Genomic DNA, 26,738 nt, shown 5'->3' on the forward strand with positions numbered 1-26,738 from the left:
CATGAAACGGGTATTCATTTGCAGCCGGTACGCCGGGGACGTTTCCCGGAACACGGTGACCGCCGAACGGCTCTGCCGGAAGGCGGTGGAACGTGGTTGCGCGCCCTTTGCGCCGCACCTTCTCTACACGCGCTTCCTGGATGACGGAAAAACCTCCGAACGCGAAGCGGGTATCGCCTGCGGCCTGACGTTCATGGAAACCTGTGACGAGGTCTGGGTGTTCACCGGCGAAGGCCTTTCCGACGGCATGCGCCGGGAAGTCGATCATGCCCGGCGTCTGGGCAAACCCGTGGTCGAGCTGGAGGTGATGTAGCCGTGGCTTGGGACCAGAAAGAAATCACCGCATACCTGGTGGACGTGGACACAGGCGACTATCTCGATTTCCAGTACAACCCGAACGACATCGTCGACGAGAAAAGCACGGCCTACGCGGCCATCAAGATTCCAGGTATGAGCCATCCCCGCTACCAATACGTGGCCGGCGAGCCACGCAAGATCGGCTTCAAGCTGGTTTTCTTCAAAGGGTCCGTAAAGGAGTCGGTGGACTGGCTGCGCTCTCTGCTCTATCCCGAACACGCCGGAACCATGCTCAAGAACGCTCCGCACCGGGTGATCTTCATGTTCGGAGACCTCTACCCGGGCGTGCTTTGTGTCGTCCGCCAGGTGAAGGCCCGGTTCTTCCACATGTTCGACCGGGACAACCTGCTGCCCCAGCACGCCGAAGTGGACGTGATGCTCGAGGAATACATCGACCAGTCCGTGGACTATTCGGAGGTGCGCGGATGATCGGACGTCGATCCAGATTCGCGGCATCCATTCTCTACGCGTCGGGAGACGGAGATTTCCTGGGCACGCGTCCGCCCATCGAGAGCAAGCCCCGGCCCGACGACCGGTTTCACACGGTGATCGAGGGGGACCGGGTCGATTTGCTCGCCCATCGCTATTTGGGACAGGCCTACCTCTGGTGGATCATCTGCGACTACAACGACATTTTCTTTCCCATGGAACTGACTCCGGGGACCATCCTGCGCATCCCCTCGGCGGAGCACGTCAGCATGCGGCTTCTGGACTGAGTCTCCGGACGCATCCATCCATCCCGACACCTCGCGCCGGTCGCCGGTAAGTATCCGGTGGAGTCCGCCCCTTCAGGCGGGCCGACTGGAGACCGGCGCATGGATATCGAAACCTTCAAACCGACTTTTCTGATCCAGATCGAGGGGCAGACCCTTTCGGCGGATATCACGCAGGAGATCACCTCGTTCGTCTTCGAGGACAACGAGGAGGAACTCGACGTCCTGGAACTCGCGGTCACCGACCGAAACCTCCAGTTCGTCGACGATCCCCTGTTCCAGGAGGGCAACGAGATCGTCGCCCGTTTCGGATATGTCGGCAACCTCTCGCCGCGCAAGAAGGCGGTCATCAAGGATATCGACTACGACTTTCCGGAGGACGGTGACCCGACCATCCATATCAAGGCCTATGACAAAGGCTTCAAGCTGGCTGGAAAGGAGAACCAGAAGGTTTGGCAGAAGCCCGCGCCCGGCATCCTCTATTCCGAGATCGCCGAGGAGATCGCAGGGACCAACGGCCTCACTCCGGTGGTCACGGCCACGAAAGCCCGCCATCTGCGCGTAACCCAGAGCAACGTTTCCGACGCACAGTTCCTCAAGGAGCTGGCCGGAAAGGCGCGCGACAAGGACGGCGATGGCGTCACCGGATACGTCTTCTACATCCAGGACGACGAGCTGCATTTCCATCCCCGCGATCTGGACAAGAAGCCCGCCGCGATCCTCGAGTATTTCACCGACCGCAAGGGCGTTCTGCGTTCCTTTCGCCCCTCGACGCAATCACAGGGGGCCAAGGGAGCGGGCGTCGAGACCAAAGCCGTGGGCGTGGACCCGCGCAAGAAGGAGCCGGTCGAGCACAAGGCAAACAACGAGACCACCCCGGAGCGGACGTCCCTCGGTAAGCGGACCTACCTGGTGGACGGGAATACCGGCGAAGGGGCTTACAAGGAGCAGGAGTCCGGGCAGGTGGTCCCCACCTTTGACCGTTCCGAGGGCTTTCACGAGGAGCCCCGGCAGGAACCGGCCCAGGACCTTTCCGAGGGGAAGTTCCGCGAGGCCGAACTCCGCCAGGTGGAAGCCGACGCGGTGACCATCGGCATCCCCGCGCTGCGCGCCAAGCAGAACGTGGAGGTCAAGGGCGTGGGCCGCAAATTCTCGGGCGTCTACTACTGCCATTCGGTCCGCCACGCTTTCGGCGAGGGCGGATATCACTGCGAACTGAAACTCAAGAAAAACGCCCTGGGCAAAGGGGCCGGCGACAAGTCGGACGAGGCCAAGGGCAAGCAGAACGACCAGGAAGCGCCGCCCACGCCGAAGGAAGAGCCGCCGCCGATGGTGACCATCGACGCGGACAGCGGGCGGAGGCTGTAAGGAGGAAAAGCACATGGGAGATTTGAGCCGGAATTTCTCGAAGAGCGAGTTCGCCTGCCGGTGTTGCGGCAGGGCCGAGATCGATCCACGCCTGGTGGATACGCTCCAGGAGTTGCGCGACCGCGCGGGCGCTCCCGTCCGCGTCACCAGCGGCTACCGCTGCCCCGATCACAACCGGGCGGTGGGCGGTGCTAAACAGAGTCGGCATCTGCTCGGTCACGCCGCGGACATCGTGATCAAGGGCTTGTCCGTCGCCGGGATGTATGAACTCGCCGAGCAGGTGGCCGCCTTCCGTAACGGCGGAATCGGCGTCTACCCGGAGCGGGGATTCATTCACGTCGACATACGCGAGGGGCGGACCCGATGGGGATACCTCGACGGCAAATACGTCTCGTTCGAAGAAGCCATGACAACCAATGGAGGTGACCGCAATGCAGCAGTTTGAACAGATTCTGACCTTTATCCTGGACCACAAGGAACTCATCGCGACCTTGTTTGTGACGCTCATCACCGTCATCAAACTGACCGCCTGGGGTCGGGCCAAGGCCGCGGCTCTGGATGCAGTGATCGGCGTTATCGAGCGACTCGGCGCGAAAGAGGTCAAAACCGGCGTCGCCGGCCAGGAACCCAAGCTCGAAGCCGCAGCCCAGGACGCGCTACGTCATGCCGTGGCCAAGGCCGACCCGAAGAAGACGCCGGACGGAACCGTCACCCGCATCGTGCGCGAGGTGCTGCGTGGCTTCCTGCCGCTGAAATAACCTGGAGGACGGACCGTGATCGAGACACAGGACCGCCAGCACGAGGAACGCTACAAGAACCGCTGGTATGGCAAATACCGGGCGTTCCTGCGGGACAACAACGATCCGGAGCGGCTCGGCCGCTGCCGACTCGAAATCCCTGCGGTGCTCGGCACCGGCAAGGAGAACTGGTCGGAATGGGCGTGGCCCTGCTTTGCCTACGGAGGCAACGAAGACATCGGCGTGTTTCTCATCCCCGAGGAAGGGGCTTCCGTCTGGGCCGAGTTCGAGGGCGGCAACGTCCAATACCCGATCTGGTCCGGCGTCTGGCTGGCCAAGACGAACCCCGGAGAACAACCGGAAGAATCGAAGCGCCTGTGCTCCGATCCGACCTGCACCGACTGTGAGGACAAGCTCGAACACAAGCCCGACCGGCGGGACGACCTGGAGCACAAGAAACACCACGGCCACCCGCCGTACTACTGCCCGCGCCGCAAGGTTCTTCTCAAGACCGAGACCGGTCACACCATCGTTCTCGACGACCGGGACGAGGAGGAGTTCCTCAAGGTCATCGACCGGGCCGGACAGATTATTCACATGGAATGCCGCGTGAAGCGCGACGTTCAGACCGGCAATGCGCGCCGCCGGGGGACCAAGGACGCCGAGCAGGGCGACCAGCTCGACATCGACTCGGACATCAAAGACCAGAAGGCCCGGATCGAGATCACCGATCTGTGCCGCCAGTTCGTGCGCTGGGAGGCGTGGAAGGACAAGGAGAAAATCCATATCCAGTCCTGCGACAAGTCCCGCGCCCGGTGGCAGAAGATTCTCCTCGACACCTCCAAGGGCAAGGAGAAGGTCCACATCTGGGGCCTCTGCGGCACACAGGAAATCCTTATCGATTCCACCGCCATGACCGAGATGATCCGTCTCACGGACAAGGCCGGCCAGGTCGTCGTGATGAACGCGGCAGCCGGTCAGGAGCGCATCCAAGCCACGGACAAATCCGGAAGCGTGATCCTCATGGACGCCGTCATGGGGAACATCGTCATCCGCTCGACGAACAAGGTGTTGATCAATCCCTAAAGGAAATTGAGATGCATCCAACCGTTTCCATAGTCATCCGAGGATACAACCGGGAGCGCTACATCGGTCGGGCCATCGAAAGCGTTCTTGCCCAGACCTATGAAGATTTCGACCTTCTTATCTGGGATGACGGCTCGAACGACAGGACGGCGCAAGTCGCAATTGAATACGCCAAGAAGGACCGCCGGGTGCGCATCGCCTCCTACGACCACCGGGGAGCGACTAAAGCGCTCAAGGCGGCCCTGGCCGACACTTTCGGTCACTATCTGTGCTGGGTTGACAGCGACGACATGCTCGCCCCGACGGCATTAGAGGAAACAGTCGCGGTGCTTGACGCCAATCCGACCGTCGGCATGGTCTATACGGACTACCAGGTCATGGACGCGGCGGATCGGATCACGGGGTACGGCAAGCGCTGCCGGATTCCCTATTCAAAAGATCGCATGCTTCTCGATTTCATGACCTTCCATTTCCGGCTCATCAGGCGGTCGGTCTTTGATCAGGTCGGCGGCATCGACGAGAGTTTCCAGTGCGCCGAGGACTACGACTTTTGCCTGCGCGTCGCGGAACTGACGGAGGTGCGCCGCATTCCCAAACCGCTCTATTTCTACCGCATTCACGCGGACTCGATCTCCCAAAGCATGCGTATCGATCAGATCCACTGCGCCCGGGATGCTGTGAACAGGGCGTTGGGTCGGCGCGGCTTGTCGGACCGGTTCGAGCTCGATCTGCAGATACGGGGCCGCTTTTCACTTCGAAGGAGAAAACCGAATGGATGAAACCAGATCTGAGAGTGTCCCGTGTGACTGGAACCAGAGCGAGCGGATGCTGGCCCGGACCTTCGAATCCTGGCGGGCCGAATTCCGAAGCATCCTCGAAGACCACCGCCGGGAAATCCAGGCTCGACTTGAGAAGATCGAGCGCGAAATCGAGAAGAAGTCGGACAAGGAGAACGTGGACCTTCTGGTGCGCAACATCCAGGACGATCTACGCCGGCACGCCGACGACATCAAGAACCTGCAGGCCGGGATCAACGAGAAGATGGGCGTCGAGACCATGTGGAAGGTGGTCGGTCTCGTGCTCACCGTCGGCGGTGCCGTGGGCGGCGTCGTCGGCTTTCTGGTCCACGTCCTGACGGGAAAATAGCCATGGCAAGACCCCAGGCGAGACTCGGCGACATCTCCAGCCACGGCGGTGTGATCGTCACCGGCGCTCTTCGCACCTCCGTCAACGGAAGACCCGCGGCGCGGCTGGGAGATCTGCACGTCTGCCCAATACCAGGACATGGTGTGACCCCCATCGTGACGGGGAGCCTCGACACCGCAACCGAGGGGCTGCCCAACGCGCGCATCGGCGACATCACGGCCTGCGGCGCGATCATCGTGACCGGCAGCCTGAATACCAACGACTGAGGACCGAGGATGGATTTCGAAGAATCGCAGTTTCACTACTGGGACGTCTTCCCCAAGACGGTCAAGGTGTCGCTCACCGAATGGCCGGTGACGATACCGCTTTCCGTGCGCGGCGCTCCCACCGGGCAGATCGAGTTCGAATCCGCCGACTCCAACATCGCCTGGGTGGACGAAGACGGAAGGCTGAACCTCGGTTGGCAGGCGGGTGCGACGGTCGTCATGGCTTACGACTCGGAAAATCGAGAGAGCGTCCGTTATATCCAGGTGGAGGTCGTCGATTACGGACAAGGCGGAGGCGGAGGGTACGACGGGTATGGCTATGAGTATCCAACATAACCATACGATCTCTTACTGGGAACTTGCTCCGTCCTTGATCCGGGAACCGTATCGGGAGACGGAACAAGCGGTCCCGGTGGCGGTTATCGGATCGCCAGGGGGCGAGGTGCGGTTCGAGTCCGTCCATCCGGAAATCGCAAGGGTCGAGAACGGTGTGCTGCGCTTCGGCGCGACACCCGGCGCGACCATCATCGTGGCCGAGGCAATCCGGGACGAGGTGGTGTCATCCCGCAGATACATCCAGGTCGACGTGGAGAAACCCAAAGCCGCGGCGGTGCTCGATTGGAGGTCATCCGGCTATGTGGAGCTTCTGCCGGACGGAACCTGGCATTTTTACTATTACACCGGCTGGTACGACGCTTCCGGCAGCAATATCCGCGTGACCGGGGAGCTTGCATCGGAGGTGACCCTGGACCGGGACTACCTCCTCCGCTTCGATGTCTGGGGCGAGATCGAGAGCGTGGACGGGCCTTACTTCGATACGCTGGAACTCTATGTGAACGGATGGTTCATAAGGAGCTTCAATCCCACCTACGACGTGAACGGCGCACCGCTCAAGCCATACCCTATCCCACGCAGGACCGAGACCATCGACCTTTCCCAATTTGCAGGAAGCACGGTCACGTTGCGGTTTGTTTGGGACACGGGCGACGGCCAATACCAGAAGTTCGACGGCTGGTTCATCCAGAACATCGAACTCATACCCATCGGAGGCTGACGGAATATGGTAGTCGGAAACGGATACGGTTACGGGTACGGAGAGGAAGGTGGCGGTCCGATCATCGAGCAGACGAGTTCATCGGAATCCCACTATGAACTTATGGCGCTGGCGCGTCTGCTTGCAGCCGGTCTCGGCGTGACGGACGGCGAGGGCGAGGAGCCATATCTCCGACAGATTCGAGACAGCCTGGCCGAGATCAAAGGCATTCTGCAGCAGAGTCACGACGCCTCCGAAGCCCTTCGGGCGGAAGCTCAAACGGTACTGGAGGCGCACGCCGAGAGCGCTCAGCAATACATGCACGTCGTGGATCAACCCACGCCGCAGGACTTTGATCCCTTCGTCGCCATGCCGGCGGGCACCGCCGTGAGAGACCTTCCCGACGGAGGACGCATTTTCACACTGGCCGACGGCGTCATGGTTCGGGTGGGACCGGATGGAAGACTGACGGCCATCGGTATGGATGGCTCTGTGACCCTTCTCGAACCCGCGCGCGGCGGCGTGGTGACGCTCCCCGACGGCCGAGAGCTAATGCTCAGGCCCGAGGCGGTTCGGGTAACCCACGAGGCGGCCGGAATTGAGGGCCTTCCCCTGGATATCGATCCGATACAGACCGCGCAAGGGCGCTACCGCATCGAGCTGCCTGGCGGATACCGGCTGGATGTGTTCCAGTCAGAGCGCACAGCCATGATCGGTAACCCCGCGGGCACCTCGGTGGTGCTCGGGATTTCCCGGATCGAAGGCGTGGGTGAGGATGTCGAGGTTCGTCTGGTACCCGGCGGGGCCAAAAGTTTCGCTGCCATGGAAAGCGGTCACAAGGGCGTCATCGAGGCCGACGGCACGATCCATGTCGCCATGGCGAACGGGTTGGACCTGGTCGTCCATTTCCCGGACGACGATGACTCCAATGGAGACACAGGTTCAGGCGGTTCGCCCGCCTGCATCTGCGAGGAGCGTGACTGATGGTTCTGGACTTTCTCGGACGCGGGCTGAAGTTCCCCTTCCGCTTTCAGCGGCGGTCCGGGGGCGCGCAGGTCTCCTCGGCCACTTCCACCGAACATGAACATATCCACGAGAGCATCATCCAGATTCTCGGCACCCGGCCGGGCGAACGCTTCATGCGCCCGGAATTCGGCTCGAAGCTCAAGGACCTTGTGTTCGAACCGAACGATGAGGTGCTGAAAGGCCTGATCCGCCATTACGTAATCGACGCCATAAAACGCTGGGAAAAGCGGGTTGTCATCACCGGCGTCTCCTTCGACGATTCTCCGTTGAACAAGGACAGCAATCTCCTCCCGGTCCGTATCGCCTACCGCGTCATCCAGAGCCAAGTGGAAGGCAACCTGGTCTATCCCTTTTACCGCGAACCGCGCCAATCCGCTCCACCCCGACAGTTCCGCTCCGTCGCCGGTAAGTAACAAGCGGGTCCTCGTCCGGTTTGTCCGGCGGGATCACTTGTGACCGAACCGCAACGGACGAACGGAAATGGGCAGAGCGAGCATCGCTTACACGAACAAGGACTACGACTCCCTGCGCCGGGAATTGCTGGCGCGGGTGCCGCAACTCACCGACCGCTGGACGGACTTCAACGCGTCCGACCTCGGCGTGGTGTTGCTGGAACTCTTCTGCGGCATCGGAGACATGCTGGCCTACTACCTCGACGCCCAGGCGGCGGAGGCATTCCTGCCCACCGCCCGCCAGCGGCAGAACGTCATCAATCTCTGCAAACTCATCAGCTACCGGCTCGACGGGCCGGTGGCCGCAACCACCGCTTTGCGTTTTTCCCTGGCCGCGCCCCTCGACGCAGACCTGGTGATCCCAGCAGGAACGACGTGTAGGGCCCGTCTGGAAGAAAACGACATCGTGTTCGAGACGGCCGAAGACGCGACGATCCCTCGGAGCCGGACGAGCGTCGATGCGGGCGCGCGCCAGGGAAAACGCAAGACCGAGACCTTCACCGCCCATGAGGAAACGGGCGATCCGATCATCCTGGCCGGAAAGGAAATCGCACACGGTTCGATCCGTGTGTGGGAGCAGGACCAGGAATGGACCGCGGTCTCCCACTTCCAGGAAAGCGGCTCAGCTTCTCGCCACTTCATGGCCGAGACCGATGCGCTGGACATCACCCGGATCGTTTTCGGCGACGGATTGCGCGGAGCGGTTCCCGGCTCTGGCGCGGAAATCCGCGTCGAGTACCTCGAAACTCTCGGAGCCGAAGGCAACCTGGGTCCAAATCTCGTCACCGAGCTTCTCACGGCCATCTACCTCGACGGCGGTCTGGTTCCCCTCGCGGTAACCAACCCGCTCCCCGCGACCGGCGGAGCCGCCCGCGAGACGCTGGAGCACGCCCGAAAACAGGCTCCGGCCGAGGTCCGCTCGCTCTGGAAAGCGGTCACCAAGGAGGACTATCTGGCCTTGGCGGAGGGGTTCCCCGGTGTGGCCAAGGCCCAGGTCCTCGACGTCAACGACTGCAAGAACATCCGCTACTACCAGGTCAACCTGGCCGTGGCCCCGGACGGCGGCGGTCCGCCGTCGACGCTTCTCAAGCAGGACCTCGCCGAATACCTGGAATCGCGCAAAGTCATCACCGTCGAGATCAACCTCTTCGATCCCGTCTATCGGCCGGTCTCGATTGACGCGGAGCTGTTCGCCTATGCCGGCGAGGATCTCGACCTGGTCCGGAGCCGCGTCGAACAGGCATTGGCGGACTTCTTCGCCTTCGACCGCATGAGCTTCGGCGCACCGGTCCATTTTTCGGATCTGGTGGCGCTTCTGGACGGCGTGCGAGGCGTGAGCCACGTGCGCATGTACACGCCGACCCAGGACGTCGACATCCGCGCCGGTCAGATCGCGGCGCTCGGTCAAGTCAACCTCGACGTGCGGAGGGCGTCCTGATGTCCTCCTACTTCGAAAAGAAACTCATCGACCTGCTTCCGCCTCTCTACCGCGAAAAGGATGAGTCCGGCGATCTGGATGCCTTTCTCAAGGTCCCGGCCGCGAGCCTGGACGAACTCAAAGCTCTGGCCGAGCGTTTCCCCGAGATCTTCGACGTCGGGCGGTGCGAGGCAAGGTTTCTGCCGTTTCTCGGAGAGATCGTCGGCCACCGCTTCGATCCCACCGTAAACGCGTCGGCCCAGCGGCGTCTCATCCGCGAGGCCGTGGAGATTTACCGGCGCAAGGGCACCATACCCGCCATCGGCCGATCGCTCGTTGACATCGGGTGGGAAGGGCGCATCGAGGAGACTTTCCACAAGGCGCTGCGTCTGAACCGCCGTTCGGTTGTCGGACGGGCGAAGCTTCCCGGGCTGATCTACAGCCTGGGCGTCTACCGCATCGACAGCGACAATCTCGTCCAGGGAGTCCGGGACGCTCTGCCCTTCCATCATCCCGCGGGTACGCGGGTCTTCTTCCTGCAGTGGCTCTACACGCTCCTGTCCATGGAGTCGGATTTCGAGGCGGCCATAAAGAAGGTCGTCGAGCGGGTGTGCCTCGGGCATCTGCACGAAACGTTCGTGGTCAACCACAATGCCCTGAACACGGATTTCCATCTCACCCGCAAGAACAAGACCTGGGGTTGGTGGCGGATCACCGACGGCACCACGCTCATGCAGGATATCGAGCGAGCCGCGGTGTGCGTCTCCCGCTGGCATGGCCGCTCGCCCCGGTTCCGCCTGAACACCGGCAACCTCAACGCCGAACGCCTGCCGAACCTGTGGATCAGCGAACGACGTGCGGCGTTCTGCTGCGAGATCGAAACCAAACCCGTAGTGGAACCCGGCGTCTCGTTCATCCGGCTGGCGGGCCAAGATTTGAACCGCTCCCGTCTGAACCGCTCCGCGCAGCCTTGCCGGATCAAGTTCCGCCAGAAAGACATGCTCTCGGAAGCCGTCCAGGATGCGCCCGACCTCGCGGGAGACCGCCGCACGCACCGGTACGGGAAGCGGTCGCGGCTCTCCCATTGGTTCCGCGTCGGGCATTCGAGGCTCGGAAGGGACGACAAGGTCTCCGGCGCTGCCGTGGGCCGTCACCTCTTCATCACCGCTTACGCCGACGCTCAGTGGTCGGAGGTATCCGGCGCATGGGACATCGTAGACCGCTGGCGCGCCCGCAGGCCCGGCTTCTCCCTGAACAACAAGGCGCTCAACCTCGCCGAACTGACCGACGCCTATGTGACCGAGGCCCGCGCATCCTTCGAGATGGACGTGGACACGGGCATTCCGCGCCGAAGACGCGTGGAGACGCTTCTGCTCAACCGCCGCAGGCTGAATCACACAGGCTTGCTCCTGTCCGTGGACCGGACCCGGCCCATGCGGCTCGGCTCGATGCCGCTCAACGCCTCGGGCTTCCGCAAGTCGAAGCCTTGCCTTCGCTGGCGTTTCCGTCAGCGGGACGATCACGCCCAGGTGACAGCCTGTTTCGAGGCGGCGGCGAACCAATACACGGTCACCCAATGGCCGGCGGCATAGGAGAGATCGATGGCGATACATCTGTACGAAGACATCACATTGGCACAGAGGATATCCGAGGGCGACCTCGCGAATCCCGATGACGACACCTACAACGGCACGGACGGGGAAGCGAAAGACAAGGAGCTGTTCGTAGCCAACGAACAGACGATCCTCGCCGCGGCCCTGGCATCGGGGGGAACCTCGCTGCAGCTTTCCGCGCCTCTCTTCACCGACGGCGAAATCATCGTCGTCGACGACGAACAGATGCGCATCCTGAACGGCGGCGGGACGACCATTCTTGCCGTGGAACGCGGCTATGGCGGCACAATCCCGGCCGCCCATGATCCGGGTGCCGCGGTCTATTCCGGGTACGACTATACCGGGCTGGTGATCGAACCGGTGGATGTCGCCGGCGGCAACGAGTCGGCTTGGTACGCGCTGGCCCTGACACAGGCTGGTCTCGATACCGCCGTCGACGGCGCACCGCTCAACTTGGGCGACAAGGCCCATCACATGACCATCTCGTTCTGGCGTCGCTGCACGGTGCCGTCAGGAACGCCGGTGCAAAACAAGACCGACCTCAAACTCCGGCTCACCGGTACGGAGAACCCGATCCTGTAGGAGGAACGCATGGCCTATCACAGCACATCCGGGACCGCTTCAAACACCGCGGATTTCCTCGTCCGCCTGAAAGACTTCCTCGTGGGAACGGTCGGCTGGACCCTTCGGGACGACCGCTCCGGCGACGCCGAGCCCAGTTATGTGCTGGCCTCCACGGGAGAGAGCGGTGCCGAAGACATCTTCCTCCGGTTCGTCAACGACGCCTCCGCCGACCGAATCGCGGTCCGCGCCTACCTGTACTGGGACGCGGCGACACATGCGGGGGTGAAGGAAGCGTTCAACACCAGCTACACCTACATCAAGACCGTGGATGCTTCCGCTTTCCTGTATTGGATTTACGCGGACAAGGATCACGTCTTCATCGTGACCAAGATCGCAGCCGTCTACTACGCGCATTACTGCGGGCTCTTGAAGCGGTTCTGGTCCGGAGCCGTCGCCGTCACGCAGGCGGCCGCATCTCCGGGTTCAGGCGTCACACTGCAGGTCAACGACGCTTCCATCTTCAGGGTCGGGGGTTATTACCTGATCAAGGACAACGCCGGGATCGAGCGCGTTCAGGTGACGGCGGTGGATACTGTCGCATCCCCCAATACCGTCACTCTGGCGAGCCTCGTCGCAGCCTATGCGCTGGGAGCGAAGATCGGCGAGGACCCGCAGCCGGTCGTCGTCGGTCACTACCAGTCCCCGGGCAGCTTCTACGCCCTCAATAAGTTCGATGGCTGGGCGAGCGCGACCGGTCAGGCCGGTTCGTGCGGCGCGGCCCACGGGGGTTTCCAAACCGCCAGCAATCCCGATCAGCGCCAGGGGCTCATCACGTTGTTTCCGTGGCTCGCTGCCCATACGACGGCGGCCTACAAGGAGCTGCGGGGCGAACTGATCGAGGTCTACGCCCACGGCGGCGGGATCACGGACTCCGAAGATGTCCTCGATCTCGGCGGAGTCACCTACAAGATCTTCAACCTGTCCGGTCCGGGCTGGTGCGCGGTGAAGGAGTGATCCCATGGCGGTGAGGCAAGGCAACAAAAAGGAGATCGCGGCGAATGCCGGACGCTCAATCCCGATGTTCCGGGTGGTCCGGAACGTCGGCAAGGCGAACAGAATCACCGGGAGGTTGAGACGTGGCAATCCGTAATGGAAACCGATTCTTCGTCCAGCCATCCGCCGGGCCCGTGATTCCGATGAACCGCGCCCAGATGCCGGCCATCCCGGCGGTTGTATTCGAGGCCGTCGGCGCGGCATCCGAGACGCGGACAACCCGCCGAGACGCGGACGCGGCCCTGCGGATCACGGCGGAGGTGGACGTCCCCGCCGACATCCAGGCCGTGATCGTGCAGCCGGTCGTGCGGAGCTTCGACCTGCGGGGGTGGGTGGTCCGTTTCCCGATGGTCCTTTCCAATACAGCCCTCCGGATTCACCGGCCGGTCGAACGGCGGAGCGATACCCGTTCCGCGGTGTTCGCCGAGATCGAGCGGACGGCGGACTTGAAACAACTTGTGGTGCGCGAGACAGCCCGTCAAGCGGAAGCGCGCCAGACCGTCTTCGCCGTGCTGATCCGCGAAGGCCACACGATACAGACCTGAAGGAGGAATACGAATGTCACTTGGACTCATCGTCAAAACGGGCCGCATCCTCACCGCGCGGCTGCTCATGGGAGACCCCATTGAAGGCATCACCCATTGCGCCATCGGTGACGGGGACGCCACGTTCACCGATCCCGTCAATCCGCCCGCGCCGGACATCGACCAAACGACGCTCAAGAATGAGCGGGCCCGCAAAAAGCAGTACAAGCGCACCTTTCTCAAGGAGGACCCGGAAGGGACGCTCATCGTCAACGGCATTCATTACATCGAGACCGCCGAGGAAACCCAGACCATCGGCGTCTTCTTCCACTTCGAGGAAAACGAGGCCAACGGCATCACCATCCGGGAATACGGCTTCTTCGGCGGCGACGTGGCCTACATCGCCGGACTCCAGTCCGATTATGCGGCTAACGGCGTTTACCACCCGGACACCAATCCGACCGGTGAGGTGCTCGATCCCGGCTATCTGTACGAAGTGAAGAACATCCCCGACTTCAACAAGACCTCGGACACGCGGGTGGAGCTGGTCGGGGTCATCAAGATTTAGGAGGAAAAACCATGTCCATTTCGCGCGATACGTTCGACCCGGCGAAGAACTACAAGCGGGTCCGCTACCACCAGGACCGGGACCTGCTCGACTCGGAGCTCAACGAGCAGCAGGACATCATCAACCAAGAGCGCAGGAAGCTCGCGGACATCCTTTTCAAAGAAGGGGCCATCGTCAGCGGCTTCGGCGTGACGGTAGCGGCCAACGTGCTCACCGTGGCCGAAGGCCTGGTCTACATCGATGGCTGTCTGGAGCGCGTGCCCGGCGCGGTGCTCACCTACGACCCGGCCAAGACGAGCGGCGCGGATTACGTCTATGTCGAACTGCTCAAGTACAACTACAGCTACAACCAGGATGCCGTGCTCATCAACCCAGCCACCGGCGAACCCACCGCCGAGCGGGAGAAGTGGGTGTTGTCGCTCAAGGACCACGACACGAGCGGCGAGGCCTTGCCCAATAACGTGACCCAGCGAAAGGTGGTCGCGGTCCACAAGTTTGACCGTGAAACCGGCGACGTGACGGCGACCGTCCGAGAGAAATCGAATCTCTACCTGCAGGACCTGCTCGGGACGCTGCCGGGAAGCCGCATCACGGTGGCGTCGATCACCGAGGACCAGCTCGCCTTCGCCGCCGCCGAGGGGCTGAATTCGCTTCTCCAGAACCTGGCCGAGCGGACCTACGACCAGGCCGGCAGTTATCTGGTCAAGGGACTCGATAGCTTCATCGGCGACAACGACGGTGAGAACATCGAGGTGATCACCAATGCGGGCCGGGCCTATATCCAAGGGTTCCGCCTGCAGAAGGACATGCCCACAACCACCTTGGTGCCCAAGTCCACGGCGGTCAAGTCGGTCCGCGGCGAACAGAAGACCTACGTGGTCGGCACCCGGCGCTATGCCCTCAACAACACGCCTCTCAAGGAAACCACTCAGGTCGAGGCCATCGTCGAGATCGTCTCCAACATCACCCGCGGTTCCGTCGGGGGCGGCGAGGACCTGCTCGTCCCCAACCCGGTGGTGGATATCCTCGAGGTGAGCCAGGGCGCGACGGTCTTTCAAGAAGGCGCGGATTGGCAGCAGTCCGGCAACTACGTCGACTGGCTGGGCTCCGGCAACGAACCGGCAATCGGCACGACCTACACCGTCCGCTGGACCTACACCAAACAAATGATCAAGGGGACGGACTACGTGGACGGAGGTTGGTTCGGACGTTCGGGCCATCCGGCGGCGGACGAGTATTTTTATCTGGTCACGGTTCAGAGCGCCACCGGTGAGACTCAGTATGATTCCACCAAAGTCGTGTCGCGCGATACCCTGACGGGGGAAATCACCCGCCTCTCCTGGCTGCCAGTAAGCGGCGCGACCGGTTACCGCATCTATCGCGGCACGCAGAACACGGTCCGCGCGGATTTCCAGCGGCTCAAGGACGTGGCCTCCGGGGTTACGTCCTACACGGACGACGGCGCGGACGTGATCGTCGGCGGCAACCCGCCCGCATCCAACACGAGCGGCCTGACCATGTCCCCGGTGCAGGTCGAACCCGGCAACCTTTCCATCATCAACTTCGGCCGCACCAACATCGGCGACGAGCCGGTGGCCGGCTCCAACTGCAGCATCGACTACGACTACTACATCGGACGCAAGGATATCATCTACGCCACCACCCGCGAGATCAAACGGTTGGAAGGCGCTCCGGCGGATTGGCCGAAGCTGCCCATCGTTCCGGAAGGCACGCTCGGACTATGCAGCGTCGATTGTCCGCCGAACTCGGTGGATTTGACGGTCTTTAATTTCGGACTGACCCGCATCACCATGGACCAGATCCACGAGATCATCAAGGACGTCGAGGACCTCAAGTACAACGACGCCCAGTTCCAGATGAACAATGAACTGCAGAACCGGGACGCCCAGACCAAGAAGGGCGTCTATTCCGACGACTTCTCGAATGACGCCCAGTCCGACATCTATCACAGCGAGTGGAGTGCCCGCATCGACCGGGTCCGTCGCTTCGCCGCACCGGCCAGGACAGCCTCAGCCACTGTGCTCACGATAAACCCCTCGGCGAGCAACGCATTGTTCAAGGGCAGCCTTGCGCTCCTCCCGGCCACTGAACGTGTGCTCATCGAACAGACCGACTGGTCCGAGGTCAAAAACATCAACCCCTATGCGGTATTCGAGAAACCGGACGCGTCGGTGGAGGTCACTCCGAACATCGGCAGGCGAGGCCAGACCGGGATCGCCGTGGTCGGGTCCAATTTCCAGTCCAACGCGAACAACGTGACCATCCGCTGCGACGGCCAGGTGGTGGCGTCGGGAGTCCATGCGGATACGGCGGGCCGCGTGACCGCGTCCTTCGTTATCCCCGAGAACGTGCGCAACGGCAACCGCATCGTGGAAATGAACGACGGACTCTACTCGGCCCGGGCCAGCATTCAGATCAACGACCCGATGATCATCACCCGCATCGAACGCATCATCGAAGAACGTATTATCCGCGTGCCTGTGGTGGAGGTGGTCTGGCGCACGCAGATCGTCACCGTGCGAAACGATCCTCTGGCCCAAACGTTCAGCTTCACCCAGGACAAGGTGATCTCCAGCGTAGGGCTGTACTTCACCGCCAAGGACCCGTCCATCCCGGTCACGGTGCAGATCCGCGGCGTCACCACGGGTTTGCCCAACGGCATGATTTTCGCGGAAAAGGTCCTGGCACCAGGCGACGTGAATCTGAACGCCGAGACTAAGGTCGTCTTCGCCAATCCCTTCTACGCTCAGGCTGGAACCAGCTATGCGGTGGTGCTGCTCACCAACAGCACCAACTACCGCATGCGCGTCGCCACCCTGGGGCAACTGGGTCAAAACGGCGTGATCACCCGGCAGACCTATGTGGCCGGCGTGCTGCTGGAAAGCTCCAACGCCGAGACTTGGACCCCGCTCAACGGTTCCGATCTCACCATGAAAATCTACGGTTACGACTTCCAGTCCAGTGGAGTGGTTCGCTTCCAACCCATCACCGGCGTGCAATTCAGCGATATGAACCTGGACGAGTATTCCTCCAGCCCTGAAGGCACCGGCATCGCTTGGGAGTATTCCACCGACGGCGGCGTCATCTGGGACGCCATCGTGCCCGCTGAGGAGGAGCGGCTCCCCAACCTGGCAAGTCAAGTGCTGGTCCGGGCGCTTTTTTCCAGCAACGCCGTTAATAACTCGCCGGCGTTGATTTACAAGGACGTGAACCTCATCGGATATCTCAACAACACGACGGGGGCGTACCTGAACCGCGAGAACGAACTCACCCAGGGCGTTTCCTCCACCAAGCTCTATACCCAGATGAATATCCCCAGCGGGACCACCATCAACTGGTTCGCCTCCAACAACGGCGGGGCGACCTGGGAACCGATGTCAATCCAGACGACGCGGGAGATCGACCAGGAGTGGACGGAGTACACGCTCACCAGAACCTTCTCCGATCCGAACGGAAACAGGGTCCGCTACAAGGCGGAGATGACCGGCAACAACCTCGTGTATCCGAGGATTCACACCCTCGGCGCGACGCTGAGCTGATCGGAGGGACGTCATGATCGTTCGAAGACAAGGCGGATTGACCGAGTTCATTCCATCACCACAGGAGAAGCGCGACGGTGTCCTCCGGGATCACACCCTCGAACTGCTCGCCAACCTCGACGCCCGCATGCGGCGCATCGAGGAGCGACACGGCATCTCCCCGGACGCCGCGGAGGCGTTCGCCGAACTCATGGCCCGCATCAAGCGGGAGGAGATCGAGGCCGGGCGGATCAACCGGGAACTGATGGACGCCGGATACCTGCATGAAGACCTGTCCGCCGCGGTGCTTGCGGCGAAGGCCGGGAGGAACCAACTATGAGCAACATTATCAAGAGCAACACCGATACGATTCTGGAACTGCCCGCGCTGACCGGCACGCTCGGGCCCGGAAAGACCGCCGTCGTTCAGGCGATGACCCCGGACCTGCTGCGCGCCGTGGACCTCGGCCTGCTGCTGGTCCCCTCCGGAGCGGAACCGCCCGAGGGGCTGCCGCCGGTCGTGTTCGACCACCGCTACCCGCACGTCCTGCCTCTTACGGCCGGGCGCGCTTACTATGTCCGCATTCTCCGGTCCACGGACGCTTTCCACGACGGAACCCGGCCACGGAACTTCATCGCCTATTACGGAGACGGTGCTGGTACGACTTGCGCCTTCTCCGACGACGGGATCATCTGGGACACGGAGAAAAAAGTCACCGGCATCGCGGCCAACGGCTATCACGTGGTTTGCGGGCTGGAGGCCGCAAACCGGCTGCGCATCCTCTACTGGAACCCTGACGTTCCCAACCAGCCCTATGCCATGGCCGGACTGCGCACAGCGGTCTGTGATCCGTCGGTTGCCCCCGCCGCGTTCACGGGCGATACCCCGTGTTCCGGTGACCTGGTGACCGAGGGAAGCGTCCAGGTCTGGAACCGCGGTCATTACGGGCCGTCGTTCCTCTGGTACAACCCGCTGCCCACTTCGGTCGAAGGAAGACCTTTCACCTGGCGTTACGCCATGTATTTCATCGCCTCGACCGGCGGCAACGACAGCCTCGGTCTGGCTTGTTCCCACGACGCGGTCGTATGGAAGCTGTTCGGAAACGGTCCGATCCTCTCCGGCTTGATCGACCCACAGCCGTGGGAAGGCGCAAACGGCTACGTCTCCGCCGCCCACGTCGAGCGGCTTTCCGACGGAAGATGGTGGATGCTCTACTCCGGGGGCTCTGCGGGAAATGCCGGAATCGGCTACGCATGGTCGTGGGATCGCGTCCACTGGCGCAAGGCCGAGATCAACCCGGTATTCAAAAACGGCAGCGGGCCGTTTTTTGAACGATGCTATACGCCGAGTCTGGTCCGGGACGCCAACGGCTCGCTGCTCCTTTACCGCGCGGCCAAGGATGCGACCGCCTACCGGACCTTCGTTTCCCGTCTGCGGGCACCGGCCCTCGGATGGCGTGACTTGCTCGGCCCGGACCGGCTCGGTCAGGGGCTCACTGCGCGGGAAGCTGTCCGGCGTGGCGTCGGCACCCAGGCCGAGCGTGACGCTGCCATCCCAGCCCCGTCCATGGGCGACGAGTGGTTCAACACCGACCTCGCGGGCGGCGGAAAGTGGGAGAAACACACCGGGACGATCTGGAAGCAGACCTGATTTCCGGAACACCTCACTTTTCTTTGGATGCCGGGAAACCCCGTAACCCCGCGTGTTTCCGCGGGTTACGCTCCCATGTACATAACTCATTGGAATCAAAGGGGTTATGTGTCGAATTCGCCTTGCTTTCTGTTCGGAAAGAAGCCTGTATGTGTGTGAACAGAAGAGCCAATCCCTTGCCGGGAAAGGGCTTACAGAACGCAAGGAGAGACCATGGACTTACGCCGGATCAACTTCGGAATCGAGATCGAGACAGTCAAACGGACGCGCGAGCGGGTGGCCCAGGCGATTCAGTCGGTGGTGGGCGGCCAGGTCCGCCACATCGGCAGCCCGGGGAGCTTCGACCCCTGGGAGGTCACCGACGACCATGGACGGGTTTGGAAAGTGGTGTCCGACGGTTCGCTCATCAATGTGCCGGTCCACCTGCGAGCCGAGGTGGTGAGTCCCGTCCTGTCTTACGAGGATATCCCCGTCCTCCAGGAGGTCGTCCGGGCGCTGCGGGCCTGCGGAGCCAAGGTGGACGAACGCTGCGGCATCCACGTCCACGTCGACGCCACGGCCTTTGACGGCCGGACCCTCGCGAATCTCGCCAAGATCGTCTACAAACAGGAAGCGCTCATACTCACCGCTCTGGGAGTGAACGAGACCCGCCGCCGGAGCTACAGCAAGCCGGTGAGCGACGATCTCATCGCGCAGATCGAGCGTCGCCGTCCCAGGACCAGGGACCAGCTCAACCACATTTGGTACGGCTGCCACAACCGGCAGCCCCAGCACTACGACAGCACCCGCTACCACGGGGTGAACCTGCACAACGTCTGGTACCGGGGCACGGTTGAGTTCCGCTGGTTCGAAGGGACGCTCCACGCGGGAAAGGTGAAAGCCTATGTCCAACTGGTCCTCGCCGTGGCAGCCAAGGCGCTGAACGGACGGGCAGCATCGAGCCGCAAGAGGTCCTTCGACCCGCAGAGCGCCCGGTACGACTTCCGGGTCTTCCTGCTCCACCTGGGGCTCATCGGCGACGAGTTCAAGACAGCGCGCAAGCATCTGATCGCCGCCCTGCCAGGAGACTCGGCCTTCAAACGCGGCAGGGTGAAACCAAACGAACAATCCGCCCCAAAGGTGGAACCCCTCACGGAGGCCGGGCCCGAAACCCGGCCTCCGGCATTTTCGGGGGACGAGACCGGCGGGACGCAAGGAGGCGCGTCATGAGAGTGCTGATTCGAAACACCGCCCTCGACGGGCGACCGCTTGAAGGCGACGGCGAGGTCTTCACCGGGGAGACGGTAACCGAGATGGTTCAAGCCATGAAAGGAGCCACCCTTTTTTCCGACCAGCGGGACATCGAGGACTACATCGACATGGTCCTGCGCAACGCCAAGATGCTGTCCGGTGTCGAGTTGGCGGTCCGGGGCGACACGGCAGAGGAAAAAGCCGCATCCTTTTTAGATGCATTGATCAAACACGGCCTTGCCGAGGTACAGGACGACAAGCCCGCGCGGATACCGATTCCTGCCATTGTCTGGCAGGGCATCGACGCGGTCCGACTCTCCGGGCAGACCAACATGCTCGACCGACCGGTCGTCGCCCGGCTGGCCGGGGAGCTCGGATGGTCCGACGCCGCGCGCTGGATCGCGGAGCACCCGAAGGAATATGCCGAGGGCGTCTTCCGCGGTTTTGTCGTCGACCCGCAGGGAGGGAAATCCTGATGTGCGGGCTCGCGGGCGTCATCTTCGGAAAAAAACGGCGGCGCGTCGAGGAGAGGGAGCACCTCGCCTGGCTCTTCACGCGCCTGCTGCTGCTGAGCGAGGAGCGTGGTCCACATGCCACCGGCGCGGCATGGCTTGATGTCGACGGCGGACACCGTCTCTTCAAACGCCCGGTGACGGCCGAGCGGTTCGTGATGGACAAGGCCTTCGCCGAACTCCTGGCCTCCATGGACAACCGCGCCACGCTCCTGCTCGGCCATACCCGGTGGCGCACCCGAGGGGACGAGCGGGTCAACAGCAACAACCACCCGATCCGCGCCGGGGAGGTGATCGGCACCCACAACGGCACCATTTACAACGCCGACTACCTGTTCCGGCGCTGGAAGATGCGGCGCTTCGCCGAGGTGGACAGCGAGATTCTGTTCCGCCTGGCCGCGAACGCCGCCCGGGACGGGGCCATGGATATCGAGCGGTTCAAAGCCCGGCTCCGACGCTGCCGCGGGCAAATCACCGCCGTCATCGCCTGCCGGACCGACCCGGGCACCGTCTTTGTGCTCAAGGGGAACCGGCCGTTGGAACTGCGCTGGCATCCCCGCCGCAAAGCGGTTCTCTACGCTTCGGACCCCGCATACCTCGACGCCGTGCTGGCGGAGGAAAAAGGCTGGCGTGAGATTGCGGTCCCGCCCATGAGCCTGGTGGTGTTCCGGCGCGAGAACCTGGCCGGGTACTCGGTGGAACCGTTCGAGTTCGTCGCCCAAGAGAGAAAGGGCGCGGAGCCATGACAGACACTCCAACGAACCCCATGAACCAGGCAATGAACTCAACAGAACCCTTGAAGCCGAACACAAACGGAATGCTGAGACTCTTCGTCTACGGCACACTGAAGCGCGGTTTCTGGAACCACGACCGCTTCTGCCGGGGAGTCCTGGCGGTGGAGGACGCCTTGGTCCGCGGCCGCCTCTTCGAGACATCCTCCGGAATCCCGATCCTGCAGGTCCCGGAGGAGGATATCCTCGCCGTCGGGACCACCAATCCACTCGCCGACGTGGCCACACAAGCGCGCGTCGTGGCTCGCATGTCCAATCCCGAGCCAACCCCCGACCGGCTTCCGAAGAAGGGCACAAGCGCGCCCTGGGCCCCCGTGTACGGGGAGATTCTCACCTTCGACGATCCCGAAACCCGCCTTTTGGCCATCGACCGGCTGGAGGGGTTTCACCCCGGCGGTCCCTGCCTCTACCGCCGTGTTCTGGTCCCTGTCCGGGCAAGCGGAACCAGGCTCCCGGTCTGGCTCTATGCGATGGGGGATCGCTGGACCGGGAGCTTCAAGGAGCTAACCGGCGGAATCTGGCGCTGATTTTTCCCTCTGCGCTTTCAAAAGCGCTTGACAGCAACTGTCAATAACTGTAAATTATGTGCTTGATATGAGGCATGCTGGGTCGAACTTTGCATTGAGACCAGAGAGGTGCGCTTGATGGATGAAAAACCAGGTGACGTACTGACCATCGAAGAGTTGGCCGCCTACCTGAAAATACCGAAGTCGACGCTCTACAAGCTCGTTCGGGAAGGCAAGATCCCCTCCCAGAAGATCGGCCGGCACTGGCGTTTCCGGAAAGGAGCCATTGACCACTGGCTTGAGGAAACGCGAGCGAACGAGCCCGGTTCAGGAGGAGATCGCTAATGGCGGAGCCACTCGCCGATAGAGTCATAAAGAGAATTGGCCAGGCTGCCGAGCTGTACCACCGGCTTGTCATGCTGGTGGCCCCGGCCGGTTCGGGCAAGACCGCCGCGCTGCAGGATGTTCATGAACGCACTGCGGCCCCTCTGGTCAACGTCAACCTCGAACTTTCCCGGCGCATGCTCGACCTCACCGAGCGCCAGCGGGCCTTGCAGTTGCCCCGCCTCCTCGCGGAGATCGTGGGCGCATCCGCAGCCGATGTGGTTCTTCTGGACAACGTCGAGGTCCTCTTCGATGTCTCGCTCAAGCAGGACCCGTTGCGGCTCCTGCAGGGGCTCTCGCGGAACAAGACGGTGGTCGCGGCCTGGAGCGGCTCCATCGACGGAGAGCACATGGTCTATGCAACGCCGGACCACCCCGAATACAAACGATATCCCCTACGAGATTTCCTGGTAGTGAACCCGGAGGCCGTTGCATGAAGACAAGGAACGAAGACGCAGGAGGGCAGACGCGATGAAATACGGAGACCTGATCCAATTCGAGCCTATCGAGTCCGTGGTCCAGCTACGGGACGCCGACGAGGCCGCTGCTGCCCGGCAGCTTGTCCAGACCTATGTCATCTCCGGAGAGATGGCCGAAAAGCTGACCAGTCTGGTCGTTCCTCAGCTTCAGTTCGACCAGCCCATGGATAACAAGGGGCTGCTGGTCGTCGGCAACTACGGCACCGGTAAATCGCACCTCATGTCCGTGATCTCCGCCCTGGCTGAAAACGGCGATCTCGCAACGCATCTGAACGACAAGAGCGTGGCCAGCGCCGCGGGCAAGATCAGCGGACGGTTCAAGGTAGTCCGGACCGAGATTGGCGCAACCACCATGTCCCTGCGCGACATTTTCGTCGCCGAACTGGAGGAGCACCTGGCCGCAATGGGCGTGTCTTATTCCTTCCCGCCCGCAGACAAGGTGTCCAATAACAAGCGTTCTTTCGAAGAGATGATGACCGCCTTCCACCAGGAGCATCCCGACCACGGTCTGCTCCTGGTGGTGGACGAACTGCTCGACTACCTGCGCACCCGCAAGGATCAGGAACTCATCCTCGATCTCAACTTCCTGCGCGAGATCGGCGAGGTCTGCAAGGACCTGCGGTTCCGCTTCATCGCCGGTGTCCAGGAAGCCATTTTCGACAGCCCTCGTTTTTCCTTTGTGGCCGACAGCATCCGCCGGGTGAAGGACCGCTTCGAGCAAATCCTCATCGCCCGCAAGGACGTCAAGTTCGTGGTGGCCGAGCGTCTGCTCAAGAAGACCGCCGACCAGCAGGTGAGAATCCGGGAGTACCTGACACCCTTCGCCAAGTTCTATGGCCGCATGAACGAGCGCATGGACGAGTTCGTGCGCCTCTTCCCCGTGCATCCGGACTACATCGACACCTTCGAGCGGGTCACCGCGGTGGAAAAGCGTGAGGTGCTCAAGACCCTGTCCCTGGCCATGAAGAAGCTCCTCAACCAGAACGTGCCCGACGACCGGCCCGGAGTCATCGCCTATGACGGCTACTGGACGACCCTGCGCGAGAACCCGTCCTTCCGCGCCGTTCCGGACATCAAGGCAGTCATCGATTGCAGCATGGTGCTCGAGTCGCGCATCCAGCAGGCCTTTACCCGGCCGGCCTACAGGCCCATGGCGACCCAGCTCATCCATGCGCTGTCGGTCCACCGGCTCACGACGGGCGACATTTACGCCACCCTGGGCGCGACGGCGGAGGAACTGCGCGACGGGTTGTGCCTCTTCCAGCCGGGTATCGAGGAACTGGGCGGCGATCCGGCCGACGACCTGCTCTCCCAGGTGGAGACCGTCCTGCGGGAAATCCACAAAACAGTCAGCGGGCAGTTCATTTCCTCCAATCCGGACAACCGCCAGTATTACCTGGACCTCAAGAAGACTGACGACTTCGACGCGCTGATCGAGAAGCGGGCCGAGAGCCTCGATTCTTCGCAGCTCGACCGCTACTACTACGAAGCGCTCCGGCGAGTCATGGAGTGCACCGACCAGACCTACGTGACGGGCTACAAGATCTGGCAGCATGAACTCGAATGGCTGGAACGTAAGGCTGCGCGCCTGGGATACCTTTTCTTCGGCGCACCCAACGAGCGCTCCACGGCGGTGCCGCCGCGGGACTTCTACCTCTATTTCATCCAGCCCTTTGACGCGCCGCATTTCAAGGACGAGAAGAAACCCGAGGAGCTGTTCCTGCGCCTGACGAACACGGACGAAGAATTCCGCACCGCGCTTCGAAGCTACGCCGCAGCCCTGGACCTTGCATCCACCGCCTCGGGCCACGCCAAGTCCACCTACGAATCCAAGGCCTCGAACTTCCTGCGCGACCTTGTGCAGTGGCTCCAGAAGAACATGACCACAGCCTTTGAGGTCACCTACCAGGGGCGCGCCAAGTCCCTGACCGAATGGGCCAAGGGCAAGTCCATCCGGGAGCTTTCCGGCATTGGCTCCCACGAGCGCATCAACTTCCGCGACCTGGTGAACACCACCGCGGGCATCTGTCTCGGGACGAAGTTCCAGGACCAGGCTCCCGAATACCCGTTCTTCTCGGTGCTCATCACGGGAGCGAACCGGGCCCAGGCTGCGCAGGACGCCCTGCGCGCCATCGCCGGACAGAACCGCACCAAGCAGGGCACCGCAGTCCTGGATGCCCTGGAGCTTCTCTACGGTGAGCGGCTCGATCCCTACCGATCCAAATACGCCAAGTACATTCTCGGCGTCGCCAAGAAGAAGGGCCACGGACAGGTGGTTAACCGCTCCGAGCTGATCCAGGACGTCCTCGGCGTGGAATACCTCGCTCCGCAATCGCTCCGCCTCGAACCCGAATGGGCCGTGGTGGTGCTGGCCGCGCTGGTCTATGCCGGCGAAGTGGTCCTCTCCATCCCTGGCAAGAAGTTCGATGCCACCGGGCTCCAGCAATTGGCCGGAACCGGCATCGATGAACTTACCCAGTTCAAACACATCGAACGGCCCAAGGACTGGAACCTTCCGGCGCTCAAGGCGCTTTTCGAACTGCTCGGACTCACGCCGGGCATGGCGCAACTGGTCACTCAGGGCAAGGACGAACCGGTTCAGGAGCTGCAGAAGGCGGTCACCAACGCCGTCGAGCGGCTGGTACTCGTACAGCAGAGCATGCAGACCGGGCTGTTCTTCTGGGGTCGCAGCCTGCTGGCCGAGGACGAAGTCAAGAAGCTCCGCGCGAAACTGGACGAGACCAAGACCTTCCTCGAATCCCTGCAAGCTTACACCACGACCGGCAAGCTCAAGAATTTCCGCTACGACGCCTCGGAAGTGACGGCCCATCGGAGTGGACTCGAATCCCTTGCCGAGATCAAATCGCTTGAGGAACTGGTGGTCGACCTCGGGTCCACGGCCTCGTACCTCTCCACCGCCGAGGCTGTCCTGCCCACCGGCCACGAGTGGATCGACAAGATGAAGACGGCGCGGGACGAGGTCCTCGCCCAGATCGGCGACCCGGCCAAGCGGAGCGCTGCGGCATTCCGCCAGCAGACCCAGCGCAAACTCGGCGACCTCAAGAAGGCCTACCTGCTGGCCTACCTCTCTATGCACGCGAAAGCGCGTCTCGGTGTGAACGAGGACAAGCGCAAGGCCCAGCTCATGGGTGACGAGCGGCTCAAGGACCTGCAGAAGCTCTCCACCATCGACCTGATGCCCCGCCAGCACCTGTCGGATTTCCAGAACCGCTTGGCTGGCCTGAGGAGCTGCTTTGCGCTCACCGAGCAGGAACTGGAAGCATCGCCGGTCTGCCCGCACTGCAACTTCAAACCGGGCGCGGAACCGCCCACGGCTCCCGCAGCGACGATGCTGGACGCCCTGGACGGCGAGCTCGATAAGCTGGTCGAGAACTGGACCCAGACGTTGCTCGCCAACCTCGAAGACCCGACCACCAAGGGGAACCTGAGCCTGCTCAAGCCTGAGCCGCGAAAGCTGGTGGACGGCTTTATCAAGAAGCGGACCCTGCCGGACGACCTGGACCAGGACTTCATCCACGCCTTGCAGGAGGTGCTCTCCGGGCTCACCAAGGTCTCGGTCAAGATCGCGGACCTGCGCGACGCCCTGCTCTCGGGCGGCTCACCAGCCACCCCGGCGGAGATGAGGAAGCGGTTCGAGGAATACCTGGACGGGCTTACCAAGGGCAAGGAACCCGGCAAAGTCCGGATCGTACTCGAGTAAGGA

Annotated in this window: 30 protein-coding genes; all 30 read left to right on the top strand. The window is 62.4% G+C overall.

Annotated features, from left to right (window positions below; all coding sequences use genetic code 11):
• The first annotated feature begins 1 nt into the window (after position 1).
• The 30 genes from ACJ77P_RS00730 to ACJ77P_RS00875 all read left to right on the top strand — a co-directional run bounded on the left by ACJ77P_RS00730 (position 2) and on the right by ACJ77P_RS00875 (position 26,735).
• A complete protein-coding gene (locus ACJ77P_RS00730; RefSeq protein ID WP_408998741.1) occupies positions 2-313 on the top strand; it encodes a hypothetical protein in 312 nt (103 codons plus the stop codon).
• A 2-nt stretch (positions 314-315) separates the two neighbouring features.
• Complete coding sequence (locus ACJ77P_RS00735; protein WP_408998742.1) at positions 316-786, top strand: hypothetical protein; 471 nt, start codon at positions 316-318, stop codon at positions 784-786.
• On the top strand, positions 783-1,073 hold the full coding sequence (locus tag ACJ77P_RS00740) for a LysM peptidoglycan-binding domain-containing protein (protein WP_408998743.1): 291 nt from the start codon (positions 783-785) through the stop codon (positions 1,071-1,073). The genes ACJ77P_RS00735 and ACJ77P_RS00740 overlap by 4 nt, the downstream gene beginning before the upstream one ends.
• Before the next feature lie 99 nt (positions 1,074-1,172).
• The gene (locus ACJ77P_RS00745; RefSeq protein WP_408998744.1) at positions 1,173-2,438 is read left to right on the top strand and encodes a phage late control D family protein; all 1,266 of its coding nucleotides are present in this window, start codon (positions 1,173-1,175) and stop codon (positions 2,436-2,438) included.
• A 13-nt stretch (positions 2,439-2,451) separates the two neighbouring features.
• On the top strand, positions 2,452-2,883 hold the full coding sequence (locus ACJ77P_RS00750) for a YcbK family protein (RefSeq protein WP_408998745.1): 432 nt from the start codon (positions 2,452-2,454) through the stop codon (positions 2,881-2,883).
• A complete protein-coding gene (locus ACJ77P_RS00755) occupies positions 2,870-3,196 on the top strand; it encodes a hypothetical protein (protein WP_408998746.1) in 327 nt (108 codons plus the stop codon). The genes ACJ77P_RS00750 and ACJ77P_RS00755 overlap by 14 nt, the downstream gene beginning before the upstream one ends.
• A 15-nt stretch (positions 3,197-3,211) precedes the next feature.
• Positions 3,212-4,261, top strand: coding sequence for a phage baseplate assembly protein V (locus ACJ77P_RS00760; protein ID WP_408998747.1), 1,050 nt, complete (start codon positions 3,212-3,214; stop codon positions 4,259-4,261).
• Between the two features lie 11 nt (positions 4,262-4,272).
• Entirely contained in the window at positions 4,273-5,040 is a 768-nt protein-coding gene (locus ACJ77P_RS00765) for a glycosyltransferase (RefSeq protein ID WP_408998748.1), read from the top strand.
• Entirely contained in the window at positions 5,033-5,407 is a 375-nt protein-coding gene (locus ACJ77P_RS00770) for a hypothetical protein (protein WP_408998749.1), read from the top strand. The genes ACJ77P_RS00765 and ACJ77P_RS00770 overlap by 8 nt, the downstream gene beginning before the upstream one ends.
• Before the next feature lie 2 nt (positions 5,408-5,409).
• Entirely contained in the window at positions 5,410-5,673 is a 264-nt protein-coding gene (locus tag ACJ77P_RS00775) for a PAAR domain-containing protein (RefSeq protein WP_408998750.1), read from the top strand.
• Between the two features lie 9 nt (positions 5,674-5,682).
• On the top strand, positions 5,683-6,009 hold the full coding sequence (locus tag ACJ77P_RS00780) for a hypothetical protein (protein ID WP_408998751.1): 327 nt from the start codon (positions 5,683-5,685) through the stop codon (positions 6,007-6,009).
• The gene (locus ACJ77P_RS00785) at positions 5,987-6,727 is read left to right on the top strand and encodes a hypothetical protein (RefSeq protein ID WP_408998752.1); all 741 of its coding nucleotides are present in this window, start codon (positions 5,987-5,989) and stop codon (positions 6,725-6,727) included. The genes ACJ77P_RS00780 and ACJ77P_RS00785 overlap by 23 nt, the downstream gene beginning before the upstream one ends.
• Before the next feature lie 6 nt (positions 6,728-6,733).
• Positions 6,734-7,690 (top strand): hypothetical protein, encoded by a 957-nt coding sequence (locus ACJ77P_RS00790; protein WP_408998753.1) that lies wholly within the window; start codon positions 6,734-6,736, stop codon positions 7,688-7,690.
• Positions 7,690-8,145 (top strand): GPW/gp25 family protein, encoded by a 456-nt coding sequence (locus ACJ77P_RS00795; protein ID WP_408998754.1) that lies wholly within the window; start codon positions 7,690-7,692, stop codon positions 8,143-8,145. The genes ACJ77P_RS00790 and ACJ77P_RS00795 overlap by 1 nt, the downstream gene beginning before the upstream one ends.
• A 67-nt stretch (positions 8,146-8,212) precedes the next feature.
• Positions 8,213-9,622: a baseplate J/gp47 family protein gene (locus ACJ77P_RS00800; protein WP_408998755.1), complete on the top strand. Its 1,410-nt coding sequence runs from the start codon at positions 8,213-8,215 to the stop codon at positions 9,620-9,622.
• Positions 9,622-11,193 (top strand): phage tail protein, encoded by a 1,572-nt coding sequence (locus ACJ77P_RS00805; protein WP_408998756.1) that lies wholly within the window; start codon positions 9,622-9,624, stop codon positions 11,191-11,193. Before ACJ77P_RS00800 ends, ACJ77P_RS00805 begins: the two co-directional genes overlap by 1 nt.
• Positions 11,194-11,202: 9 nt before the next feature.
• Entirely contained in the window at positions 11,203-11,796 is a 594-nt protein-coding gene (locus ACJ77P_RS00810) for a hypothetical protein (protein WP_408998757.1), read from the top strand.
• A 9-nt stretch (positions 11,797-11,805) separates the two neighbouring features.
• Positions 11,806-12,792 (top strand): hypothetical protein, encoded by a 987-nt coding sequence (locus tag ACJ77P_RS00815; protein ID WP_408998758.1) that lies wholly within the window; start codon positions 11,806-11,808, stop codon positions 12,790-12,792.
• 122 nt (positions 12,793-12,914) lie between these two features.
• Positions 12,915-13,376, top strand: a complete 462-nt coding sequence (locus tag ACJ77P_RS00820) for a hypothetical protein (RefSeq protein WP_408998759.1) — start codon at positions 12,915-12,917, stop codon at positions 13,374-13,376.
• Positions 13,377-13,389: 13 nt separating this feature from the next.
• A complete protein-coding gene (locus ACJ77P_RS00825; RefSeq protein ID WP_408998760.1) occupies positions 13,390-13,923 on the top strand; it encodes a hypothetical protein in 534 nt (177 codons plus the stop codon).
• Positions 13,924-13,934: 11 nt separating this feature from the next.
• Positions 13,935-17,483, top strand: a complete 3,549-nt coding sequence (locus ACJ77P_RS00830; RefSeq protein ID WP_408998761.1) for a DUF4815 domain-containing protein — start codon at positions 13,935-13,937, stop codon at positions 17,481-17,483.
• Between the two features lie 13 nt (positions 17,484-17,496).
• Complete coding sequence (locus ACJ77P_RS00835) at positions 17,497-17,802, top strand: VrlD (protein WP_408998762.1); 306 nt, start codon at positions 17,497-17,499, stop codon at positions 17,800-17,802.
• The gene (locus ACJ77P_RS00840; RefSeq protein WP_408998763.1) at positions 17,799-19,112 is read left to right on the top strand and encodes a hypothetical protein; all 1,314 of its coding nucleotides are present in this window, start codon (positions 17,799-17,801) and stop codon (positions 19,110-19,112) included. Before ACJ77P_RS00835 ends, ACJ77P_RS00840 begins: the two co-directional genes overlap by 4 nt.
• A 213-nt stretch (positions 19,113-19,325) precedes the next feature.
• Positions 19,326-20,321: an amidoligase family protein gene (locus ACJ77P_RS00845; protein WP_408998764.1), complete on the top strand. Its 996-nt coding sequence runs from the start codon at positions 19,326-19,328 to the stop codon at positions 20,319-20,321.
• Positions 20,318-20,818, top strand: a complete 501-nt coding sequence (locus ACJ77P_RS00850) for a DUF5049 domain-containing protein (RefSeq protein WP_408998765.1) — start codon at positions 20,318-20,320, stop codon at positions 20,816-20,818. Before ACJ77P_RS00845 ends, ACJ77P_RS00850 begins: the two co-directional genes overlap by 4 nt.
• Positions 20,818-21,600, top strand: coding sequence for a class II glutamine amidotransferase (locus ACJ77P_RS00855; RefSeq protein ID WP_408998766.1), 783 nt, complete (start codon positions 20,818-20,820; stop codon positions 21,598-21,600). Before ACJ77P_RS00850 ends, ACJ77P_RS00855 begins: the two co-directional genes overlap by 1 nt.
• Entirely contained in the window at positions 21,597-22,172 is a 576-nt protein-coding gene (locus ACJ77P_RS00860; protein ID WP_408998767.1) for a gamma-glutamylcyclotransferase, read from the top strand. Before ACJ77P_RS00855 ends, ACJ77P_RS00860 begins: the two co-directional genes overlap by 4 nt.
• Before the next feature lie 117 nt (positions 22,173-22,289).
• Complete coding sequence (locus ACJ77P_RS00865) at positions 22,290-22,496, top strand: helix-turn-helix domain-containing protein (protein WP_137424074.1); 207 nt, start codon at positions 22,290-22,292, stop codon at positions 22,494-22,496.
• Positions 22,496-22,972, top strand: a complete 477-nt coding sequence (gene brxF / locus ACJ77P_RS00870) for a BREX-3 system P-loop-containing protein BrxF (protein ID WP_408998768.1) — start codon at positions 22,496-22,498, stop codon at positions 22,970-22,972. The genes ACJ77P_RS00865 and brxF overlap by 1 nt, the downstream gene beginning before the upstream one ends.
• A 34-nt stretch (positions 22,973-23,006) precedes the next feature.
• Positions 23,007-26,735, top strand: a complete 3,729-nt coding sequence (locus tag ACJ77P_RS00875; protein WP_408998769.1) for a DUF6079 family protein — start codon at positions 23,007-23,009, stop codon at positions 26,733-26,735.
• The last annotated feature ends 3 nt before the right edge of the window (positions 26,736-26,738 follow it).

Source organism: Syntrophus buswellii (assembly GCF_046097065.1).
GTDB classification, from domain to species: Bacteria; Desulfobacterota; Syntrophia; order Syntrophales; family Syntrophaceae; genus Syntrophus; species Syntrophus buswellii.

Bases quoted from the DNA above. Each gene is read 5' to 3' on its own strand.
- ACJ77P_RS00825 (WP_408998760.1), top strand. From the start codon at position 13,390: ATGTCACTTGGACTCATCGTCAAAACGGGCCGCATCCTCACCGCGCGG.
- ACJ77P_RS00865 (WP_137424074.1), top strand. From the start codon at position 22,290: ATGGATGAAAAACCAGGTGACGTACTGACCATCGAAGAGTTGGCCGCC.
- ACJ77P_RS00765 (WP_408998748.1), top strand. From the start codon at position 4,273: ATGCATCCAACCGTTTCCATAGTCATCCGAGGATACAACCGGGAGCGC.
- ACJ77P_RS00850 (WP_408998765.1), top strand. From the start codon at position 20,318: ATGAGAGTGCTGATTCGAAACACCGCCCTCGACGGGCGACCGCTTGAA.
- ACJ77P_RS00775 (WP_408998750.1), top strand. From the start codon at position 5,410: ATGGCAAGACCCCAGGCGAGACTCGGCGACATCTCCAGCCACGGCGGT.
- ACJ77P_RS00875 (WP_408998769.1), top strand. From the start codon at position 23,007: ATGAAATACGGAGACCTGATCCAATTCGAGCCTATCGAGTCCGTGGTC.
- ACJ77P_RS00750 (WP_408998745.1), top strand. From the start codon at position 2,452: ATGGGAGATTTGAGCCGGAATTTCTCGAAGAGCGAGTTCGCCTGCCGG.
- ACJ77P_RS00830 (WP_408998761.1), top strand. From the start codon at position 13,935: ATGTCCATTTCGCGCGATACGTTCGACCCGGCGAAGAACTACAAGCGG.
- ACJ77P_RS00845 (WP_408998764.1), top strand. From the start codon at position 19,326: ATGGACTTACGCCGGATCAACTTCGGAATCGAGATCGAGACAGTCAAA.
- ACJ77P_RS00780 (WP_408998751.1), top strand. From the start codon at position 5,683: ATGGATTTCGAAGAATCGCAGTTTCACTACTGGGACGTCTTCCCCAAG.
- ACJ77P_RS00855 (WP_408998766.1), top strand. From the start codon at position 20,818: ATGTGCGGGCTCGCGGGCGTCATCTTCGGAAAAAAACGGCGGCGCGTC.
- ACJ77P_RS00810 (WP_408998757.1), top strand. From the start codon at position 11,203: ATGGCGATACATCTGTACGAAGACATCACATTGGCACAGAGGATATCC.
- ACJ77P_RS00805 (WP_408998756.1), top strand. From the start codon at position 9,622: ATGTCCTCCTACTTCGAAAAGAAACTCATCGACCTGCTTCCGCCTCTC.
- ACJ77P_RS00730 (WP_408998741.1), top strand. From the start codon at position 2: ATGAAACGGGTATTCATTTGCAGCCGGTACGCCGGGGACGTTTCCCGG.
- ACJ77P_RS00745 (WP_408998744.1), top strand. From the start codon at position 1,173: ATGGATATCGAAACCTTCAAACCGACTTTTCTGATCCAGATCGAGGGG.
- ACJ77P_RS00785 (WP_408998752.1), top strand. From the start codon at position 5,987: ATGGCTATGAGTATCCAACATAACCATACGATCTCTTACTGGGAACTT.
- ACJ77P_RS00770 (WP_408998749.1), top strand. From the start codon at position 5,033: ATGGATGAAACCAGATCTGAGAGTGTCCCGTGTGACTGGAACCAGAGC.
- ACJ77P_RS00835 (WP_408998762.1), top strand. From the start codon at position 17,497: ATGATCGTTCGAAGACAAGGCGGATTGACCGAGTTCATTCCATCACCA.
- ACJ77P_RS00790 (WP_408998753.1), top strand. From the start codon at position 6,734: ATGGTAGTCGGAAACGGATACGGTTACGGGTACGGAGAGGAAGGTGGC.
- ACJ77P_RS00795 (WP_408998754.1), top strand. From the start codon at position 7,690: ATGGTTCTGGACTTTCTCGGACGCGGGCTGAAGTTCCCCTTCCGCTTT.
- ACJ77P_RS00860 (WP_408998767.1), top strand. From the start codon at position 21,597: ATGACAGACACTCCAACGAACCCCATGAACCAGGCAATGAACTCAACA.
- ACJ77P_RS00815 (WP_408998758.1), top strand. From the start codon at position 11,806: ATGGCCTATCACAGCACATCCGGGACCGCTTCAAACACCGCGGATTTC.
- brxF (WP_408998768.1), top strand. From the start codon at position 22,496: ATGGCGGAGCCACTCGCCGATAGAGTCATAAAGAGAATTGGCCAGGCT.
- ACJ77P_RS00840 (WP_408998763.1), top strand. From the start codon at position 17,799: ATGAGCAACATTATCAAGAGCAACACCGATACGATTCTGGAACTGCCC.
- ACJ77P_RS00800 (WP_408998755.1), top strand. From the start codon at position 8,213: ATGGGCAGAGCGAGCATCGCTTACACGAACAAGGACTACGACTCCCTG.
- ACJ77P_RS00740 (WP_408998743.1), top strand. From the start codon at position 783: ATGATCGGACGTCGATCCAGATTCGCGGCATCCATTCTCTACGCGTCG.
- ACJ77P_RS00755 (WP_408998746.1), top strand. From the start codon at position 2,870: ATGCAGCAGTTTGAACAGATTCTGACCTTTATCCTGGACCACAAGGAA.